General features: G+C 72.7%; 16 protein-coding genes and 2 pseudogenes. 13 read left to right on the top strand and 5 right to left on the bottom strand.

The genetic code is table 11. The features are described from left to right. Window positions 1-290: 290 nt before the first annotated feature. From ACXJKQ_RS26025 to ACXJKQ_RS25980, 10 genes are all read left to right on the top strand, one after another. Window positions 291-1,820 (top strand): ATPase domain-containing protein, encoded by a 1,530-nt coding sequence (locus tag ACXJKQ_RS26025; RefSeq protein ID WP_457108572.1) that lies wholly within the window; start codon window positions 291-293, stop codon window positions 1,818-1,820. After that, the gene (locus ACXJKQ_RS26020; protein WP_457108571.1) at window positions 1,807-2,847 is read left to right on the top strand and encodes a sensor histidine kinase; all 1,041 of its coding nucleotides are present in this window, start codon (window positions 1,807-1,809) and stop codon (window positions 2,845-2,847) included. The genes ACXJKQ_RS26025 and ACXJKQ_RS26020 overlap by 14 nt, the downstream gene beginning before the upstream one ends. A 147-nt stretch (window positions 2,848-2,994) precedes the next feature. Next, window positions 2,995-3,357: a hypothetical protein gene (locus tag ACXJKQ_RS26015; RefSeq protein ID WP_457108570.1), complete on the top strand. Its 363-nt coding sequence runs from the start codon at window positions 2,995-2,997 to the stop codon at window positions 3,355-3,357. 446 nt (window positions 3,358-3,803) lie between these two features. Next, a complete protein-coding gene (msuE, locus tag ACXJKQ_RS26010) occupies window positions 3,804-4,379 on the top strand; it encodes an FMN reductase (protein WP_457108569.1) in 576 nt (191 codons plus the stop codon). Between the two features lie 8 nt (window positions 4,380-4,387). Beyond that, the gene (locus tag ACXJKQ_RS26005) at window positions 4,388-5,347 is read left to right on the top strand and encodes an aliphatic sulfonate ABC transporter substrate-binding protein (protein ID WP_457108568.1); all 960 of its coding nucleotides are present in this window, start codon (window positions 4,388-4,390) and stop codon (window positions 5,345-5,347) included. 19 nt (window positions 5,348-5,366) lie between these two features. Next, entirely contained in the window at window positions 5,367-6,401 is a 1,035-nt protein-coding gene (locus ACXJKQ_RS26000) for a sulfonate ABC transporter substrate-binding protein (RefSeq protein WP_457108567.1), read from the top strand. Beyond that, window positions 6,401-7,183 (top strand): aliphatic sulfonate ABC transporter permease SsuC, encoded by a 783-nt coding sequence (gene ssuC, locus ACXJKQ_RS25995; protein WP_457108566.1) that lies wholly within the window; start codon window positions 6,401-6,403, stop codon window positions 7,181-7,183. Before ACXJKQ_RS26000 ends, ssuC begins: the two co-directional genes overlap by 1 nt. Then, on the top strand, window positions 7,183-8,034 hold the full coding sequence (locus ACXJKQ_RS25990) for an ABC transporter ATP-binding protein (protein WP_457108565.1): 852 nt from the start codon (window positions 7,183-7,185) through the stop codon (window positions 8,032-8,034). The genes ssuC and ACXJKQ_RS25990 overlap by 1 nt, the downstream gene beginning before the upstream one ends. Before the next feature lie 117 nt (window positions 8,035-8,151). Next, window positions 8,152-9,327, top strand: coding sequence for an FMNH2-dependent alkanesulfonate monooxygenase (ssuD, locus tag ACXJKQ_RS25985; RefSeq protein ID WP_457108564.1), 1,176 nt, complete (start codon window positions 8,152-8,154; stop codon window positions 9,325-9,327). A gap of 149 nt (window positions 9,328-9,476) precedes the next feature. Continuing rightward, on the top strand, window positions 9,477-9,746 hold the full coding sequence (locus tag ACXJKQ_RS25980; RefSeq protein WP_457108563.1) for a hypothetical protein: 270 nt from the start codon (window positions 9,477-9,479) through the stop codon (window positions 9,744-9,746). A 4-nt stretch (window positions 9,747-9,750) separates the two neighbouring features. Here the strand turns inward: ACXJKQ_RS25980 and ACXJKQ_RS25975 are convergent, their stop codons facing one another. Continuing rightward, on the bottom strand, window positions 9,751-11,178 hold the full coding sequence (locus tag ACXJKQ_RS25975; RefSeq protein WP_457108562.1) for a hypothetical protein: 1,428 nt from the start codon (window positions 11,176-11,178) through the stop codon (window positions 9,751-9,753). Window positions 11,179-11,507: 329 nt separating this feature from the next. Here ACXJKQ_RS25975 and ACXJKQ_RS25970 point away from each other — a divergent pair, with 329 nt between their 5' ends. Further along, window positions 11,508-13,763, top strand: a complete 2,256-nt coding sequence (locus tag ACXJKQ_RS25970; protein ID WP_457108561.1) for an SLC26A/SulP transporter family protein — start codon at window positions 11,508-11,510, stop codon at window positions 13,761-13,763. A 29-nt stretch (window positions 13,764-13,792) separates the two neighbouring features. Here the strand turns inward: ACXJKQ_RS25970 and ACXJKQ_RS25965 are convergent, their stop codons facing one another. Beyond that, window positions 13,793-14,188, bottom strand: a complete 396-nt coding sequence (locus tag ACXJKQ_RS25965; RefSeq protein WP_457108560.1) for a DUF3307 domain-containing protein — start codon at window positions 14,186-14,188, stop codon at window positions 13,793-13,795. A gap of 353 nt (window positions 14,189-14,541) precedes the next feature. On the opposite strand from ACXJKQ_RS25965, the pseudogene ACXJKQ_RS25960 reads away from it, so the two are divergent. Beyond that, a pseudogene (locus tag ACXJKQ_RS25960) lies at window positions 14,542-15,033 on the top strand (sigma factor); the annotation flags it as partial. Window positions 15,034-15,057: 24 nt separating this feature from the next. Here the strand turns inward: ACXJKQ_RS25960 and ACXJKQ_RS25955 are convergent. From ACXJKQ_RS25955 to ACXJKQ_RS25945, 3 genes are read right to left on the bottom strand one after another with little or no spacing between them, the layout of a single operon-like run. Continuing rightward, window positions 15,058-16,470: an MATE family efflux transporter gene (locus tag ACXJKQ_RS25955; protein ID WP_457108559.1), complete on the bottom strand. Its 1,413-nt coding sequence runs from the start codon at window positions 16,468-16,470 to the stop codon at window positions 15,058-15,060. Beyond that, window positions 16,467-17,798, bottom strand: coding sequence for a lysine N(6)-hydroxylase/L-ornithine N(5)-oxygenase family protein (locus tag ACXJKQ_RS25950; RefSeq protein WP_457108558.1), 1,332 nt, complete (start codon window positions 17,796-17,798; stop codon window positions 16,467-16,469). The genes ACXJKQ_RS25955 and ACXJKQ_RS25950 overlap by 4 nt, the downstream gene beginning before the upstream one ends. Beyond that, window positions 17,795-18,775 (bottom strand): GNAT family N-acetyltransferase, encoded by a 981-nt coding sequence (locus ACXJKQ_RS25945; protein ID WP_457108557.1) that lies wholly within the window; start codon window positions 18,773-18,775, stop codon window positions 17,795-17,797. Before ACXJKQ_RS25945 ends, ACXJKQ_RS25950 begins: the two co-directional genes overlap by 4 nt. Window positions 18,776-19,043: 268 nt before the next feature. Between ACXJKQ_RS25945 and ACXJKQ_RS25940 the strand changes: the two are divergent. Next, window positions 19,044-19,332: pseudogene (locus ACXJKQ_RS25940) on the top strand (amino acid adenylation domain-containing protein); the annotation flags it as partial.

The raw sequence follows: 19,332 nt of genomic DNA, 5'->3' as shown, positions 1-19,332 counted from the left end.
GGCGATCCGCGCGGCCGCGCCTGCGCCGGTGCGGCAGCGGTCCTCCGGCGTCGCGCGCCGCGGCCGCCGGGTCCCGTGCGAAAGGCGTGAAACCGGAGGCGGCGAGATCGCGCGCCGCCTCCGCGTGGCGGGACCGATGTCACGGCAGTGCCGCGGGGCGCGACCGGCAGGACCGGGCGGGCACCGGCATTTCACCCTGCGCGCGCCTTCGTGTACGAGACCGAGCCCCGCCTTCCGCGACCCGGTCGACGGGCTCCCCCGCCCGTCACACGACGGCAGAGACCTTGGACATGGCAGTGACCGATCAAGACGCGGCGCCGGTCTCCACCGGGGTGGTCGGCCTCGACCACATCCTGGCCGGCGGCTACGCGTCCCGACGCTCGCACCTCATCGAAGGGCGGCCCGGGTCCGGCAAGACGACGCTGGCGATGCAGTTCCTGCTCGACGGGGTGAAGCGCGGCGAGCGCTGCCTGTACATCACGCTCTCGGAAAGCCGGCGGGAGCTCCTGAACGTCGCGGCGCGCCACGGCTGGACCCTCGACGGCGTCGAGATCTGTGAGCTCGTCGCGCCGGAACTGAGCCTCGACCCGGGCCAGCAGCAGAGCCTCGTCCATACCTCCGATCTCGAGCTCGGCGAGACCGTCCGCATGGCGATCGCCGCGATCGAGCGGTCCAAGCCGCAGCGCGTCGTCTTCGACAGCCTGTCGGAGATCCGGCTGCTCTCGCAGGGGTCGCTGCGCTACCGCCGGCAGGTCCACGCCCTGCGCAGCTTCCTGCTGATCCAGAACACCACGGCGCTCCTCCTCGACGACCTGACCGCCGAGGCCGACGACCTGAACCTGCACAGCCTCAGCCATGCCGTGATCCGGCTGGAGCAGCTCGCGCCGCTCTACGGAGGCGAACGGCGGCGGCTGCGGGTGATCAAGATGCGCGGCACGGCGTTTCGGGGCGGGTTCCACGATTACGTCATCCGGCGCGGCGGCCTGACGGTGTTCCCGCGGCTCGTCGCGGCCGAGCATCTCGGCACCGTCACGGACGACCAGTGCAGCACGGGTAGCCCCGAACTCGACCTGCTGCTCGGTGGCGGCGTCGACCGCGGGACCAGCACGATGCTGATCGGCCCGTCCGGCGTCGGCAAGTCGACGGTGGCGCTCACCTGCATCACCGCGGCGATCGCCCGCGGCGAGAAGGCCCTGATCCTCAGCTTCGACGAGACCACGGGCGTGCTGCGCCGACGGGCGCGCGGCCTTGGCATGCCGCTTGACGCCGTGATCGCCTCCGGCGATCTCCGGGTCGAACAGATCGATCCGGCGGAGGTCTCGCCCGGGGAACTCGCCGACATCGTGCAGGATTCGGTGGAGCGTCGGGGCGTCACGACGGTCGTGATCGATTCCCTGACCGGCTACCACAACGCCATGCCGGAGGAGAATCACCTGCTCCTGCAGATGCATGAGCTGCTGACCTACCTGAACCAGCAGGGCGTCATCAGCCTCTTGGTGCTGGCGCAGCACGGCATGATCGGCGCGATGGGTGCGCATGTCGACCTGACCTATCTCAGCGACACGATTCTGCTGTTCCGCATCTTCGAGGCGGACGGGCGTCTGCGCCGCGCGATCTCCGTCGTGAAGAAGCGGACCGGCAGCCACGAGGACGCGATCCGTGAATTGCGGATCGACTCCGGTGGGATCCGCGTTGGCGAACCGCTCAGCGCGTTCAGAGGGATCATGACCGGCGTCCCGACATACGAAGGTAAGGGCTCATCACTCTTGCCCACCCGCATGACTGACTTGTCCACCCGCATGGCTGATGACCGAGGCTGAACCGCCGGTTCTGATCTTCACGCCGGGTGGCCGCGACGCCGTCGTCGCCGCGACCATCCTCGGCGAGGAGCGGATCGCGTCGCAGGTCTGCGGCAGCCTCGCGGAGGTGGTCTCCCGGCTGGACATGGCGGCCTGCGCGATCCTCACCGAGGAGGCGCTGCTGTCCTCGAACCGGCAAGCGCTGGCAGCGTGGATCGCCGCGCAGCCGCCGTGGTCCGATTTCCCGTTCATCCTCCTGCGCCTGCGGGGCGCCGAACCCAACGCGCAGCTGACCGACCTGCTGGGCAACGTGAACGTGCTGGAGCGCCCGTTCCATCCGGCGACGCTGGTCATGGCGGCCCGCGCCGCCCATCGCGCCAAGCGTCGGCAGCTCGAGGCGCGGGCCTATCTCGAGGAACGCGAGCGGACGACCGAGCGGCAGGCGCTCCTGATCCGCGAGCTGCATCACCGGGTGAAGAACACCCTGGCGACGGTCCAGGCGCTCCTCGGGGCCTCGGCCCGGTCCGCCACCAGCGTCGACGCGTTCTACGCGTCGTTCTCGGCGCGGGTAATCTCGCTGGCCAAGACCCACAATCTCCTGACGGAGGATTACTGGCAGCAGGCGCCCTTGCGCGAGATGCTGATGAACGAACTGGGCCCCTACAACGACGTCGAGGGCTCCCGCATCCAGCTCGACGGCCCCCAGGTCGACCTGATGGGCGACCTCGCGGTCCCGACCGGCATGGCCATCCACGAGCTGACGACGAATGCGGCCAAGCACGGCGCCCTGTCGGTTCCGGAGGGCCGGATCCGGATCCGCTGGGAGGTCGAGCAGACGCCGGCCGCGCGCATGCTCCATCTCGCCTGGACCGAGCGGGGTGGGCCGGCCACGGGGACGCCGACCCGGAAGGGTTTCGGCTCGACGCTCCTGCAGCGCGTCCTCAAGGTCCAGTGCGAGGCGGAGATCGCCTTCGATTTCCAGCCGGCCGGCCTGCATTTCACCATGCGCGCCCCGCTGCCCGAGACGCGCGTCGTCCCGGCCTACTGACCGCACCGGGTCTTCGAACGGGGCCGCGCCGGGCGGGGCGCCCTGGATGTGTGCTGTCACACAGACGTGTGTTGCAACAGACCGCTCCGCTCGAACCTATCGCAGGTGCGAGATTTGGAATGTCGCGTCACAGCGGCATGTCGTTCGATGAAACAGTTTGCACCTCTCCTGGCGGCCCTCTTGGCCTGGGCCGCGTTCGGAACCTGGGCCGAAGCCCGGCGATCCGCGCTCCAGACGGACAGCCCGGCGCTGCGTCCGGGAATCGAGGCCGATCTGGCGGCCCGGAACTGTCCGGACGTCCGGATCGACACGGAGCGATTCCGCCAGTTCTCCCGCGAGAACCACCTCAACCATGCCGATTTCTTCACGAAGAAACGCTCGGTTGCGTTGCAGCAGGATCTGGATGCGGAGCGGGCGCAGTTCCGCGATCGCCCCGAGGAGGCCTGCGCACAGGCGTGGGACAAGTACGGCGAGGACGGTCGCGTGCTGCATCTCCTCGCCCGCAGATAGGCACCGTGCCGGCAGGCTCGGACCCGTTCGGGCTGGCCGCGGCGCCATGACCGGAGCGGTGACGATGGTGCGGGTGCGCCCATCGGCTCGTTCACCGGCCGGCCTGACCGGATCGGGGATTCGCCTCCACACGTCCGCGGATTTCGAAACGGATCTTCTCGCGTTCGTGGCAGTCCGGGAATAAAACTCCGATCCTCACCGTACCGCACCAGCAGATCTCAAGACATGACCGCCCGCGCGTGCGGCGCTCGAGATAAAACTGCGCTCGAATGACCCGATTGCGAGCAGAACATTTTTCGATACCGCAGCAATTGGGAACGCCGTTTCATTGACGGCGGGGGATGGGGCCTTCAATTCTAGTGGCCTGTTTGGATGTCCGGCCGCGCAACCTCCGCTCTTCGTGATCGGGGTGGCCCGTCATCCTGTCCCGCATCAAGGCATCCGGAATGACACGACCGAGACTCGTCGGGCTGAGCGCGAACGTGCAGCGGCCGTCCAAGACCCGGACCCTGGTGGACGCGGTGCTGCGCGAGGCGGGCGCCCGGGCGCCCATCGACGCGCGGATCCTCGACTTCGTCGATGCCGGCACGGGCCTCGGTGCCGCCTGGACCCGTGACCAGCTCGCGCCGGAAGCCCGGAGCGTGCTCGCGGCCATCGAGGAGGCGGACGGGCTCGTGGTCGGCTCGCCGGTCTACAAGGGCGCCTATACCGGCCTGTTCAAGCACCTGTTCGACCTCGTCGATCCGGGGGCGCTGGCCGGCAAGCCCGTGGCGATCGTGGCCACCGGCGGCGGCGCGCGCCATGCCCTCGTGGTCGAGCACGCCTTCCGGCCGCTCTTCGGCTTCTTCGGCGCCCTCCAGATCCCGACGGCCGTCTACGCCTCCGACCCCGATTTCAGCGACGGCGTGCTCACCGAGGCCGGCGTGCGCGCCCGCGCCGCCGAAGCCGGCGGGCAGCTCGCCGCGCTGCTCGTGCACCGGTCGGCCTCCGCCGCGCCCCTCGTCCTGGCCGCCGCCGAGTGAGCCGGGCGATGCTCGACCGCCGCACCCTGCTGGCCGCCCTGGCGGCCCTGCCAATCGCGCCGGCCCTGGTCCGGGGCGCCCGGGCGGCCGAATCCGGCGTGGTCCGGATCGGCTACCAGAAGAACGGCATCCTGGTCGTCGCCAAGCAGCAGGGGATCATCGAGAAGCGCCTGGAGCCCCTCGGCCAGAGCGTGCGCTGGGTCGAGTTCTCCTTCGGGCCGCCGCTGCTGGAAGCCCTGTCGCTCGACGGGATCGACTTCGGGCAGACCGGCGACGCACCGCCGATCTTCGCGCAGGCCGCGCGCGCGAATCTCGTCTACGCGGCCGCCCAGGAGGCCGGCGGTTCCGGTGCGGGAATCCTGCTGCCGAAGGACTCCACGATCCGGAGCCTCGCCGACCTCAAGGGCAGGCGGGTCGCCTTCGCCAAGGCGTCGAGCGCGCACAACCTGACCATTGCGGCGCTGGAGAAGGCCGGCCTGGGCTACGCCGACATCGCGCCGGTGACCCTGGCTCCCGCCGATGCCGCGGCGGCCTTCGCCCGGGGCAGCATCGACGCCTGGACGATCTGGGACCCGTACTTCGCCATCGCCGAGGCCGGGGAGGGGGTGCGGGTGCTGGCGCGCGCCACCGACATCACCCCGCAGAACAACTTCTTCCTGGCGAGCCGCCCCTTCGCGGAGACCCGCGCCCCGGTGCTCGCCGCGGTGATCGAGGCGCTCGGCGCGGTGGCCGCGTGGTGCACGCAGAACCGCGGCGCGGTGGCGGAACTCCTGTCGCAGGGCACGGGCGTGCCGCTGGCCGCGACCCGGCGGGCGGTGGACCGCACCGACTACGTGATCGGCCCGATGACCGACCGCGTCGCCGCCACCCAGCAGGCGATCGCCGACCGCTTCCACGCCCTGAAGCTGATCCCGAAGCCGATCCGCATCGCCGACGCGGTCTGGACGGCGCCCGCTCGCAACGGCTGAGAACCCCGGCTCACGCTCCATGACCGACCGCACGCCCCGCCCCCTGACCCTGCCGCCGTCCGACGGACCGGCGCCGAACCGACGCCTGCTCCTGTCCGCCGGGCTCGGCCTCGCGGCGGCCGCGATGCTGCGCCCCGCACGGGCCGCGGGCAGCCTTCGGATCGGCTACCAGAAATACGGCTCCCTGGTGCTGCTCAAGGGCCGCGGCACCCTTGAGAGGGCGCTCCAGCCGCTCGGCCTCACGGTGGCGTGGTCGGAATTCCCGTCCGGGCCGCCGCTCCTGGAGGCGCTGAATGCCGGGGCGATCGACTTCGGCTCGGCCGGCGAGGCCCCGCCGATCTTCGCGCAAGGAGCGAGCCCGGAGCTGCGCTACGTCGCCACCGAGCCACCGGCGCCGCGGGGCGAGGCGATCCTCGTGCCCCGGGACAGCCCGGTGCGCAGCGTCGCGGACCTGCGCGGCCGGACCATCGTCCTCAACAAGGGCTCCAACGTCCACTTCCTGCTGGTGCGCGCCCTGGAGCAGGCCGGCCTGCCCTACGATGCGGTGAAGCTCGCGTTCCTGGCGCCGGCGGATGCCAACGCCGCCTTCGTGCGCGGCTCCGTCGACGCCTGGGCGATCTGGGATCCGTATCTCGCCGCCGCCGAGCGCGCCACGGGCGCCCGGGTCCTGGCCGACGGGCAGGGGCTCGCCCCCAACCGCCAGTTCTACCTCTCCCGGCGCGGCTTCACCGACGCGAGCCCCGAGATCGTGTCGGCCGTGATCCGGGCGATCGGGGAGGTCGATGCCTGGGCGGAGGGCCATGCCGACGCCGTGGCGGCGGAACTCGCCCCCGCGGTGGGCATCCCCGCGCCGGTCCTCAGCGTCGCCCTCGGGCGGCTATCCTACGGCGTCGCGCCCCTCGACGCCGCGGCGGTCGCCGACCAGCAGAGGGTCGCCGACGCCTTTCACGGCCTCGGCCTCCTGCCGAAGCCGATCCGGGTCGCCGACGCGGTCTGGACGCAGCCCGAGCGCAGAGCCGAGAACCGGGCCGAGAACAGGACGGAGAACCGGTGATGCGCCCCGTCACGGTCGACCGCCTGCGCGACACGGCCCTGCCCTGGCTCCTGCCGGCCGCGATCCTCCTCGGCTGGCAGGGCGCGGTCTCGGCCGGGCTCGTCTCCAACCGGTTCATGCCGGCGCCCCTCGACGTGGTCCGGGCCGGCTGGGAGGCCGGGCGGACCGGGGAACTCTGGACCAATCTCGGGGTCAGCACCCTGCGGGCGCTGGCGGGCTTCGTGGTCGGCGGCGGCATCGGCTTCGCACTGGGCCTCGCCAACGGCCTGTCGCGCGTCTCGGAGCGGCTCACCGACACCTCGGTGCAGATGGTGCGCAACGTGCCCCACCTGTCGCTGATCCCGCTGGTGATCCTGTGGTTCGGCATCGGCGAGGAGGCCAAGCTGTTCCTCGTGGCGCTGGGCGTGTTCTTCCCGATCTACGCCAACACCCTGCACGGGATCCGCTCGGTGGATCCGGGGCTCGTCGAGATGGGCCGGGTCTACGGCATGTCCCGCACGGCGCTGTTCACCCGGGTGGTGCTGCCCGGCGCCCTGCCGTCGATCTTCGTCGGCCTGCGCTACGGCCTGGGGATCATGTGGCTGACGCTGATCGTCGCCGAGACGATCTCCGCCTCGTCGGGGCTCGGCTACATGGCCATGCAGGCGCGCGAGTTCATGCTGGTCGACGTCGTGGTGCTGGCGATCCTGATCTACGCGGGCCTCGGCAAGCTCGCCGACGCCCTGACCCGCCAGCTCGAGCGCACCTGCCTCGCCTGGAATCCTGCCTACAGGAGCGCCTGATGCTGCGCGACGCCGTCCGCCGCGAGGCGCGTCCCGATCCGGTCTCCGAGCCCCGTCAGGCGGCTGGTCCCGCGCCGATGCGGGCGCCCACGGAGCTCGGCCGGCGCGGGATCGCTGTCACCGTCCGCGACCTGCACAAGAGCTTCGACGGCACCGCCGTCATCGAGGGCCTGAACCTGTTCCTGCCGGCCGGCGGGTTCACCGCGGTGGTCGGCCGCTCCGGCTGCGGCAAGAGCACCCTGCTGCGCCTGATCCTCGGGCTGGAGACGCCCACCGGCGGCCGGATCGACCTGGAAGGGCCGGCGACGTCGCCCCGCCGGTCCGAGCCGCCGATGCGGATCATGTTCCAGGAGCCGCGCCTGCTGCCCTGGGCGCGGGTCGTCGACAACGTCGCGGTCGGCCTGTCCGGCCTCGGCTCCCGGGCCGAGCGCCGCGAGCGGGCACTGGCGGCCCTCGCCGAGGTCGGGCTCGGCGACAAGGCGGGACAGTGGCCCGCGACCCTGTCGGGCGGCCAGCGCCAGCGCGTGGCGCTGGCCCGGGCGCTGGTGAGCCGGCCGGGCCTGCTCGCCCTCGACGAGCCGCTCGGCGCCCTCGACGCCCTGACCCGGATCGGCATGCAGGACCTGATCGAGCGGATCTGGCGGGCGCAGGGCTTCACGGCGCTGCTCGTGACCCACGACGTCGCCGAGGCAGTGGCGCTGGCCGACCGGATCCTCGTGGTGGAAGCCGGGCGGATCGCCCTCGATCTGCGGGTCGACGTGCCGCGCCCGCGCCGGCGCGGGGATCCGGATCTCGCCCGCCTCGAAGGCCGCATCCTCGATCACCTGCTCGGATCGCAGCCGACCCCCTGACCGCAGGCCGCCGTTTCCCGGACACGGCGGCCCGCCCTCGCTCTCGACGATCGCCGGACACGCACAGTCGGATCCGGCTTTTCCGCATCCGCCCCCCGGGCCGCACAGGAGATTCCGATGACCGCAGCCAATGACGGGCGCGCCGACGTCCTCTGGTTCCTGCCGACCCACGGCGACGGGCGCTATCTCGGCGCTCAGGAAGGCGCCCGCGAGGTCTCGCTCGGCTACCTCCGCCAGATCGCCCAGGGCGCGGATGAACTCGGCTATTACGGCGTGCTCCTGCCCACGGGGCGCTCCTGCGAGGATTCCTGGATCGTCGCCTCGGCGCTGGCCCCGCTGACCAAGCGCCTGCGCTTCCTCGTGGCGGTGCGGCCGGGCCTGATGGAGCCCTCCGCGGCCGCCCGCATGACCGCGACCCTCGACCGGATCTCGGACGGGCGCCTCCTGATCAACGTCGTCACCGGCGGCGATCCGGTGGAACTCGCCGGCGACGGCGTGTTCCTGTCCCACGACGCGCGCTACGCCGTCACCGACGAGTTCCTGACGATCTGGCGCGGCCTGCTCGCGGGCGAGACCGTGACGTTCCAGGGCGAGCACCTGCGCACCGAGAACGGCCGGGTGATCTTCCCGCCGGTGCAGAAGCCCTATCCGCCGCTCTATTTCGGCGGCTCCTCGCCCGCCGGCATGGCGGTCGCGGCCGAGCATTGCGACGTCTACCTCACCTGGGGCGAGCCCCCGGCGCAGGTCGCCGAGAAGATCGCCGCCGCCCGGCAGGCCGCCGAGGCGAAGGGTAAGACCTTCTCGTACGGCATCCGCCTGCACGTGATCGCCCGCGAGACCGAGGCCGCGGCCTGGGACGCCGCAGAGACGCTGATCTCGAAGCTCGACGACGCCACCATCGCCAAGGCGCAGGAGACCCTGAAGCGGCAGGATTCCATCGGACAGAGCCGCATGATGGCCCTCCACGGCGGCAGCCGCGACAGGCTCGTGGTGGCCCCGAACCTCTGGGCCGGCGTCGGCCTCGTGCGCGGCGGCGCCGGCACGGCCCTGGTCGGCTCGGCCGACCAGGTCGCCGACCGGATGAAGGAATACATCGATCTCGGGATCGACCGCTTCATCCTCTCGGGCTATCCGCACCTGGAGGAGGCCTACCGCTTCGCCGAACTGGTCTTCCCGAAGCTGCCCCTGCGCGCCACCACGGGCCGGCCGGTGGGCAATGCCCGCAATGACGGCCCGTTCGGCGAGATCATCGCCAACGACCTCGTGCCGGCCCGCCGCGTCGGGGCGCACTGACCGGGAGATCGGCCCGGCCGGCACGATCGAGCATGGCTGATCTGCATCCGGATTGTTCGGATGTCATGGTGACGCCATCCTTGGCGTCCATCCGCCCCGCCCATCGCTGCGCGGCGCGCTCGCGCGGCCTGGACGAGCGAAGGATATCGATGACTTCGACCAAGACGGCCCTCCTGGCCATCGGTCTGTGCCTCGGCCCCGCCGCGGCCTTCGCGGCGCCATCCCCGGCCCGCGACGCGCTCAAGCAATACTGCACCGGCGACTACATGGATTACTGCAGCGCCTACGCCCCGGGCGGCCCGGAGGTCGAGGCCTGCTTCAAGGCCAATCTCAAGAAGCTCTCGCCCAACTGCTCGGCAGCGATCACCGCCTACAAGAAGGAGCAGCGGGCGACCAAGCGCGTCAGCGAGGCGCGCTGATCCGTCACCGCACGGCGACGCCCAGAGGCGCGCCGCTGCAGCCGAGATGCGCCGGGTTGGTCGAGACCACCCCGGCATTGCACCCCGCCTGCGTCCCGACATAGAGGGGCGTGCCCCCGGATCCGGGCCGCGCGAGGTAGCCGATCGGCCGCGTGCCGGCATCGAGATGGCGGGGATTGCTGGTGACGAGTCCCGCATCCACCCCGGCCGCCGTGCCGACATAGACGGGCGGGTCGCCTGGGGCACCCGATCGCGCCAGCGTGGCGCCGATCGGCGCCGTGGCGCAGCCCTTGTATCCGGGATCGATCGTCACCTCGCCGGCGTTGCATCCGCCCTGCGTCCCGACATAGAGCGCCGTACCGGGCTCCCGGGCGGCCGGGGGCGGCGCGATCGCGGCCTGCGGCGCCGTAGTGGCCTGCGGCGCGATCGTGGCCTGCGGCGCGATCGTGGCCTGCGGCGCTTGGGCGGCCCGGCCGCCGGCCAGCGCCGTCCGCAGGGCCGCGATCCCCGCCTTGACGTCCTCCAGCGTGCCGACCACCACGTAGCAGGTGTAGCTGTGTGCCCCGGCCGGGACATTGTTCTCGCGGAAGACGCAGTTCCACTTCACCGTCGCGTTGCCGGGGCCGGGCAGGGTCGCGAAGTTGAACCGGCCGTAGCCCGCGTTCGGCACGGCCGGCTGGGGGAGGGCGGGGCTGTACACGCCCATGGCCCGGGATCCGTCGGCATTGGCCAGGATCACCGGCACGCCCTGCTCGGCCGGCCCCGCCGAGAGCGGCGCGGCGTGGCCCGTCGCCGGATCGTAGCTCCAGAACTGCGCGAAGTCGGGCGGCATGTAGGCGGTGGCCGCCTCGAAGGTCGCGGAGGCATGCGGCTCGGCGGTGACGTAGGTGGCGCGGTAGGCGATGGCGTTGGCCACGCCCTCGGCGCCGAGGGTGACGCGCTTGGCCAGGACGTCGTTGGAGCGCGACCCGGCATGGGGGCCGGGACCCTTCGGGCAATTGCCGGTCGTCGCCCCGGGCGCGACCCAGTAGGCCATCTGGGACCGGGTCTCGAGCGTGTCAGCGCCGACCTGAAGGGCGGTGAGCAGGCTCGTGCTGCGCGAACCGGTGCCGTCGGCATCGCTGCCGGCCTCCGTGGGGTTCAGGCACTCCCCGTAGCCGTCGAAGGCGGCGGCCGATTGCAGCTCGCGGCCGTGGTCGCGGGCGTTGATGAACTGCGTGCCGCCCCAGGTGAGGCTGTCGATGGCGCCCGCGGTCCGGGACGAGACGCCGACGGCGAGGGGCGATCCCTTGAACGGCCGGCTGATCGTCGCCCGGCCACCGGGCTCGGGCCAGGCGATCGACGGCGCATCCGCGGCGCGGGCGGACCCGGCGAAGCCGGCGAGCAGCAGCGCCGCGAAGGCGGGACGGGTGGGTCGGATCGGTGCGGTCATCGGCGACTCCTGGGCGCCGTCCGCTTAACAGGTGCGGGCGCGCCGTCCAGGATCGCATCCCGGATGCCGGACGCCGACCCGCGCGCCGGCCAGGACCAGACGGCGGCGTCGCCCGCAGGTCTCACCCGGGTTCCATCGCCCACCACCCGTACCGATGCTGGCTTCGGAGAGCCTCAAACCTGCACGATAATTTAAGCCCGTGGCCGCCATCAGGTCAGGACAGGCGCGGCCGAACTGTCAGTCCTGCGGCCCCGTGATGATCGGCCCGCGCGACTGGCGGGAACCTGTCTCGGCCGCCCCGGAGACTTCACGATGTGGAGGCCGTGCCGATGACGACCACCGACCTGACCTCCGCCGGGACCGCCTCCCGGGCCGGCGGCCGCGAGGCCATGCTGCGCGGGGCGCGCATCGCCGCCGCTGCGGCCGTGACCGTGATGGTGCTGCTCCTCGACCTCATCAGCTACTCCCAGCTCATCTTCGCGGGGCCGCTGGCGGAGAGCCGCGCCGCCGGCCTGTCGGGGCTCCTCGCGGCCTATGTGCTGGGCAGCCTCGTCTTCATCGCGCTCCGCCGGACCGCGCGGATCTCGCTCTCCTTCATCGGCGCGGCCGCGATCGTGCAGGCCGCGATCGCCGCGGGCGTCGCCGGGCAGCTGGAAGCCGCGGGCGTGACCGATCCGGAGACGGTCGGCCAGCTCGTCCTCGTCGCCTGCGGCGTGTCGACCTTCGCCACCGGACTGGTCTTCGCGCTGCTCGGCACCCTCCGGGCCTCCCTGCTGGTGCAGCTCCTGCCCTATCCTGTGCTCGCCGGCTTCCTCGGCGGCGTCGGGCTGCTGTTCCTGCGCAGCGGCGTGCAGATCGGCGGCCATGTCGACGACCCGCTGGCGGCCCTTCTGCGCGCCGTCGACCCCGCGAGCCTCGATCCGGGCCGGATCGACGCCGGGGCGCTGGCGCGCATCGCCCTGACGCTCGGCATCGGGTTCTGCGCCTTCTACCTGCCTCGGATCGTCCGACACTGGGGGACCTATCCGGCGGTCATCCTGTCGAGCCTCGCCGTGGTCCATCTCGGGCTCGCCTGGACGGGCACCAGCGTCGCCACCGGGCAGGCCGCGGGCTGGCTCATCGAGCCGCTGCCGACGGGAACCCTGCTGCGCCTGCCCGCCATCGGCAGCCTCACGGCCTTCGATCCGCACCTGCTCCTGCCGATCTGGCCCAAGATCGCCACCCTGGTCGTCGTGGCGGTGATCATCCAGATCCTCTACGTGGTGAGCGTCGAGCTGGAGATCCGGCGCGACCTCGACATCGACCGGCTGTTCGTCGCCTCCGGCGCCACCAACATGGTCGGCAGCCTGTTCGGCAGCTCCGCGATGGGCTTCGGCCGGACCTCCACGCTCCTGCTGCACAATATCGGCGGCGGCCACTGGCTCGGCTGGTGGCTGACGCTCGCCGTCATGGCGGCGCTGCTCATCGTCGGCGCGAGCCCTCTGGCGCTGCTGCCCCGCCCGCTGGCCGGCGGCGCCCTGATCGCCATCGGCGTCGGGCTGCTGTTCAACCTGAACGTCGCCTGCCGGACCCTTCCGGGCTGGGAGATCGCCATCGCCCTGGTCGTGTGCGCCGCCACCGCGTTCTTCGGGGCCACCACGGGCTTCCTGGTCGGCGTCCTGCTGGCGATCCTGATCTTCGGGGTCCAGTACGGACAGATCGGCGCGATCCGCCGGTCGCTCTCGGGGACGGACCGGCGCAGCAGCGTCATCCGCGGTCCCGACGCGGCCGCCCGGCTCGCGGCGGCCGGTGGCCGGACCCGGATCTACACCCTGCAGGGCTACCTGTTCTTCCTCAACGCGCAGGCGATCCACCGCCGGGCCGCAGCGGAGACCGGGGATCTGCGGGTCCTGATCCTGGACTTCCGCGAGACCGTCGGGCTCGACAGTTCGGCGCTGATCGCGTTCCGCAAGGTCGGCCAGCTCGCCGAGCAGCGGGGCTTCGACGTGCTGCTGGTCCATCTCGAGCCGGCGGCGCGCCTGCAGATCACCCGCAACGGCCTCACCGCCGACCCGCGATTCCGGATCCGCGACACCCTGGACGAGGCCCTGCGCGAAGCCGAGTCGCTGCTGCTGGCGGAGGCCGGCGGCGCCGGCCCGGGGGAGGTCGCCCGCTTCGCCCGGCATATGGCCGATCGGCTGGGCCGCCCGTTCGGGCCGGAGGATTTCGCCCCGTATCTCACCGTCCGCGAACTCGCGGCGGGGGAGGCGCTGATGCGCCAGGGGGAGGCGGCCGACGCCCTCTACTTCCTGGAGAAGGGCCTCGTCTCCATCGAGATGGAGGTGCCCGGCCGCGGCAACCTGCGCCTGCGCACGACCACGGCAGGCACGGTGATCGGTGAGATCGCGCTGGTCCAGGGCGGCCGGCGCACCGCCACGGCCATCGCCGAGAGCCCCTGCCGGGTGGTCGGCGTCGACCGCGCCGCCCTCGCCCGCATGGAGCGGGAGCGCCCCGACCTCGCCCTCACCTTCCAGCGCTTCCTGATCCTGGAGCTCGCCGGCAAGGTCTCGGACACGAATCGCCTCCTCGAGGCGGAGATGCAGTGACGCGCCCGGCGGCGCGCCGTCCCGCGGGATCAGGCCGCCGCCAGCATCACGGCGAGCCCGAGATGGGTGACCTGATGCAGGAACTGGTCGATGCCGACCAGCCACCAGAACCGGGCATCCGTGGGGGGCAGGCGCATCCTCTGGCCGGCCAGCGCCTTGCCGCGGTCGATCGCCGTGTGGATCGCGAAGTCCACGAGCGCCAGCCACCACAAGGCCGGCTGCACCGCGAGGGCGATCAGCAGCGTACCGAGTCCGTGCAGGCCGGTATGGGCGCAGAGCGGGGCGAGCCAGCCTGACGGCCGCTGCTTGCCCTGCGCCATCCAGTTCGTCTGGAAGAAGAAATCCGCCGCGAGGTGTTTCACTTCGAACGCGAAGACCAGCAGCGCGAAGGCACCCACCGGGACGAGCGTATCGACGGACGGCATCGCGGCCCTGCTTCTCCTGCCGCGATCCTGCGGGGACGGATTCGGATCCGCGTACCGCGCTCCGAATCGACCAGGGCGAGCATACACGCACCGTCCGGCCCTGGCGCGGGCCGAAATCCAATGCCCCCGGTCGGCCCGTTTCCAGATGCCGCGGCTCCTCGTCAGACAGACGGAAGATGTTGATACCCGCAGCGTATAGTACGCCATGTTGTTCTCTCATATTCCAGCGATCACGAGCGGATCTCGTAAGTTTTAATCATTCCAATTCATGAAGATAGACGTTGGCGCACAAAACAAACCCATGATAGCCCTCCGGCCTGCGCGAACCGCGCGGGCGGGACATTGTGAGCGGGATGGTGGCGGCCCGGAATTGCGATGCCGGCATCTCCGGCCAGAGGATCGCGGCGCCCGCGGTATGCGGGCTTGGCCGGCAGCCGCCCGGCGGATCCTGGAACCTCGCGGCGTTCGAGCGCCATCGCGCCGGCTATCTGACGAGCGCGCGCCGGATCCTCGGCTGCCCGGCCCAGGCCGAGGACGTCGTCCAGGACGTGCTGCTCCGGCTGATCGCGGATCCGCCCGAGGCCGCCGACGCGGTCCAGGCCGCCTATGTCGGGCGGATGGTGAGGAACCTCGCCCTCGACCGCGCCCGGCGGCAGGGCTTCGAGCGGCGCCTGTTCACCGGCCTCGACGCCGCCCCCGACCCCGCCGATACCGGCCTTGGGACCCCGGAGGCAGCGGCCGCGTCCCGCGAATCCCTGCGACAGGTGGCGGCCGCGGTGGCCGAGCTGCCGGAGCCGGTGCGCACGGCCTTCCGGCTCCACCGGGTCGAGGGCGTGCCGCAGATCGAGATCGCGGCCCGGCTCGGGGTCTCACGCGCCCTGGTGTGCGGCCTCGTGCGCCGCGGCCACCTGCACTGCCTCGCGGCCCTCGACCGGCGATGCGCCGCCTGCCCGGCGCGCGCCGAGGCCCCAGGCCAGCAGCAGCGCCAGGCCGAGCCCGTCGGCCAGGAACTCGGCCGCGACCCGGCTGGCGAGCACCCCCGCATAGCCGAGGAGCGGCGGCAGGATCAGGAGCGGCGGGATCAGCGCCAGCCCCTGCGCCGCCAGCGACACGGCCGCGGCCCGGCGCGGCGCGCCGATCGCCTGGAACAGGGTCGCGGCCGTGAGCTGTAGGCCAACCGGCATGAAGGCGATGGCGAAGAGCGCGGTGGCGCGCGCTCCCTCCCGGGCGGTCGCCGGATCCTGCGCGAACAGGCCCGCGAGGGGCTCGGCCCAGGCGATCATCAGCCCGCCGACGACGAGCCCGTAGGCGAGGGCGGCGGCGAGCACGAAGACGAGGGCGCGGTGCAGCCGGTCCCGGCGGCCGGCGCCGGCGGCATGGCCGAGGACGGCCTGGGCGCCCGCCATCGTCCCCAGGAGCGGCAGCGCCGCCACCAGGGTCAGCCGAAGGGCGATGCCCTGCGCGGCGACCGCGGCGTCGCCGTAGGGGGCCGCCGCCTCCACGAACAGCGCCATCGCGAAGGCCGCGAGCAGGCTGGAGCCGGTGGCCGGCACGGCGAGCGTCAGGGCCTCGGTGAAGGCTCGGCGTCCGATCCGGCCGCCGGGCCAGCGGAACGATACCCGGTCCGGTCCCCGCGCCCGGGCGAAATGCACGCCGTAGGCGGCCGCCCCCGCGAGTTGCGCGCCGATCGCCGCCCAGCCGGCACCGACGGTGCCGAGGCCGCAGACCCGGATGAGCACCGCGTCGAGCAGGATGTTGAGGCCGAAGCTGCCGACCATGACGGCGCCGCTGAGGCGCGCATGGCCCTGGGCGCGCACGATGAAGCCGCCGACGATCATCACCAGCATCAGCGCGGTGCCGATCGTGGCGAGCGCCGTGTAGGGCGCGGCCTGCGCGGCGAGGGCGGCGTCGGCGCCGAGGAGGCGCAGCCAGAACGGCGTGTCGGCCGCGATCGCGGCCGTGACGGCGAGGCCGGCCGGCAGGCTCAGCCAGAAGCCGAGGCCGGCGGAGGCCGCGGCGCGGTCGCGATCCCCGGCCCCGAGGGCGCGGGCGACCTGCGAGGCCGCCGCGATCCCGGCCCCGTAGCCGAGCGCCGCCACCAGCAGCGTGACCGGGTACGCGATGGCGATGGTGGCGATCGCGGCCGCGCCGAGATCGGCCACGAACCAGGCGTTGACCAGCATCTGCAGCGCATGCGCCGAGATGCCGAGGATCGCCGGCCCCGACAGCCGCAGGATGACGGCGACGACCGCGTCCCGGTCGAGATCGACCGGCCGCCTCACGGGACCGCCGCGGCGGACCGGATCGCCGCCCGGGCCGCCCGCTCCTCGGCGAGGATCGTCCGCGCGATGGCGCCGGCCCGCACCGGCAGGATCGACAGTAGGGTCTCGGTCAACCCGTGGGTCGGCTCGCTGAAGCCCTGGAGATGCAGGCTCACCCGGGGCTCGGCGCGCGCCAGCGGCAGGCGGTAATGCCGGTCCGCATTGGTGCCGGCCATGAACGGGCGCAGGGGATCGAGGATCGCCGGCACGGTGGCGCGCTGGTAGCCGGTGGCGCAGATCACCGCCGCGTAGCTCTGCCGCGCCTCGGTCCCGTCGACGTCGTCGCGCAGGATCGCGCGCAGGCCCTCCGGGGCCGGCTCCAGGGCGACCACCCGGGTGCTCCGCCGCAGCCGGTAGCGGGTCACGCCGCTCACCGTCTGCTCGTAGAGGGTGGCGTAGAAATCCTGGATCAGGTCCGCGTCGACCACCGCGTAGTTGGTGGCCCGGTGGGCGGCGATCAGCTCGGCCCGAACGGGTTCCGGGGCGCCGTGGATGCGGTCGACGGCGACGGGGTCGAAGATCTCGTTGACGAAGGGGCTGTCGTCGGCGGGCTTCAGGGCCGGACCCCGGATCGCGAGGTCGACGAGCGCCCGCGGGTAGCGCGCGCCGAGGTCGGTGGCGATCTCCACGGCGCTCTGGCCGCCGCCCACCACGAGGATGCGGGGCTCCGGCCCGTCGAGGCGCGGCGCCCCGAGGGCCTGCGCGATCCCCGGCAGGTACCAGGAGGAGTGGATCAGCCGCCGGTCCTGCGCGTGCGCCGCGAAGGGGGCGGGGAGCGCCGGGTCGCCGCCCGCGGCCACGACGAGGTGCCGGCAGCGGCGCAGGCGGGGCGACCCGGCGCCGTCCCGCGCCTCGACCACGAAGGCGGCGAGCCGCCCGTCGCGGACCTCCGGCCGGACGGCCTCCACGGTCTCGCCATACGCGACCGCGTCGGAGAAATGGTCCGCCGCCCAGGCGAGGTAATCGTTGTACTCGACCCGGGACGGATTGAACGTCTTGAGGTTGAGGAAGGTGCTGAGCCGCCCCTTCACGTGCAGGTAGTTGAGGAAGCTGAACGGGCTCGTCGGATCGCGCAGGGACACGAGGTCCTTCACGAAGCTGATCTGCATGTCGGCCCCGGGCAGCAGCATCGCCCGGTGCCAGCCGAATTGCGCCTGCCGCTCGATGAACCGCAGGGACGGCCGCGGCGGCCCGTCGCCCATCGCGGCCCGCAGGGCGATGGCCAGGGACAGGTTGGCCGGGCCGAAGCCGATGCCGATGATGTCGTCGGTCGCGGGGTGATCCGTCATCGCTCGCATCCCTGTTGGCGCGGAAGCTCGGTCCAGGCCGGCACGGCGGGGGGCCGCGGCGCGGCGTCGGCGGCGGCCGCGCCCGGCACCCAGAGCCGGTCGCGGACGAAGTGCTCGCGCGTCAGGGCGACCAGCGCCGCGCGCTTGTGGGGGAAGTCGACGGTGGCGATCGTGGCGAAGCCGGAGGCGTGGAGGTTCCGGATCTGCTGGGCGTGGTCGGCCCGCGGCTCGCCGACGATGCGCTGCGTGCGCGGCTCGTCGAGGAACAGGTAGTGCATCAGCGACGGCAGCCAGGCCGACAGATAGGGCCGCCCGCGCACGGCGGCCTCGCCGATCGCCACGTGCCAGCCGCGGTCGTACGGACCGGATTCGTAGAGCGGTCCGAGGCGGCTCTCCCGTGCCCAGTACAGCTCGAAATAGCCGAACGGCGTCCCGTCGAGGCAGCCGAACAGCGGCAGGGTCGCGGGGTCGGCCTGGAGCTTGGCGATGTAGGCGGCATGCGCCGCGCAGGTGCCGGTCTCCTGCCAGATCGCGGCGACCCGGGGATCGTTCATCCACGCGGAGAACAGGGCGACGTCGCCGGGCTCCGTCACCGTGCGAAAGCTCAAGCGCCGGTCGAGCCAGGGGATCGCCCGCGCGTAGACCGTGCCGGAAGGCGTTTCGGGCCGGAGCGGGTGGCGGCGTCCGTCCGTGGCGGTGAACAGCTCGGGAAAGGGCGGGCGGCCCTGCGGCAGCCAGCGGCCGGCGCATTGCCAGAGGAGCCCCGGCAGGATCTCGACCCCGTCGCCGGTCCGCCGGGCCGCGCCGCGATCGAGTAGCCGCCCGGACGTCGCCGGATCGGCCACGACGGCGATGCGCAGGACCCGCGCATCCTGGGCGGTGAGCGCCTCGGCGCGCGCCAGGATCGCATCCACGGCCGCCGCCGGCTCGACCGGGCCGGCCAGGCGGATCACCGGCGCCTCCCGGGATCCGTCCACGACCAAGTCTCCCTGCGTCAAGTGTCCCTGCGTCGGGTGTCCCGGCGTCGAGCGTCCCTGCGTGTCGTCCCGCATCCGCAGCCTCCAAGGGTCCGTCATCCGTCCTCCGCCCGTCTCCCGCGTGTCGCCGGCACCTCCCTGACGGATGGGGCCGCCCGGCGTTCAGGCGTTCCGTGCGGGCTCTTGGCGGTCCCGGCGCGCCGCCGTGAACGGGACCGCGCCTCAACCGTCAGTTCCTCGAGGCCCGGAGCGGCGCAGGAGCGAGCGGATGGACAGGCAAGCCGGCCAGGAGGCCATCGCCGACAGGGCCGAGGACTGGACACGGGGTCCGGTGGTGGTGGCCTTCGACCGGGCCGGGCACGGCGCCTTCTGGCCGGCCGGGCGCGCGCTGCCCGCCGGCTGGATGCGCGCGTACGGCCCCTGCGGGATCGCGGCGGCGCGGGACTGGATCGCGGATCCGGCACACGCCCCCGAACCCGCCGGTGCGGCCGCGGGGGCGCCGGACGCGGACCCCGAGAGCGTGCCGGCCCGGCTCGCCCGCCTCGCCGCGGCCTGTC

This window comes from Methylobacterium sp. P5_C11 (genome assembly GCF_054049775.1).
Note: the sequence above shows the minus strand (reverse complement) of the source record. Positions and strands in the feature narration are given on the sequence as shown.